This window comes from Lacinutrix salivirga (assembly GCF_053604675.1).
Genome location: NZ_JBSHNP010000079.1, coordinates 1 through 258 on the forward strand (window position 1 = coordinate 1; position 258 = coordinate 258).

The 258-nt window shown below is 34.9% G+C and carries 1 protein-coding gene; it reads left to right on the plus strand.

Annotation, left to right across the window (positions count from 1 at the left end; genetic code table 11):
• The coding region (locus ACVC5O_RS03145) for an RHS repeat domain-containing protein (RefSeq protein ID WP_452220006.1) at positions 1-258 on the plus strand (258 nt) is incomplete at both ends.

A 258-nucleotide genomic window follows, 5' to 3' on the forward strand; every position in this document is an offset into this window, starting at 1 on the left:
GACTCCTGTTGAAATGTATAATTCTTCTGGAGAAAAAACTTGGGAAGTAGAGTATGATATTTACGGTAAAATACGTAAGTTAGCAAAAGGAGTTGCAAGTGATTGTCCGTTTAGATACCAAGGACAGTATGAGGATGAGGAAATTGGGTTGTATTATAACCGTTTTAGGTATTATAGTCCAGACATAGGAGTTTATATATCTCAGGATCCTATTGGACTAGAAGGAGGAATGCCTAATATTTATAGTTACACTCATAA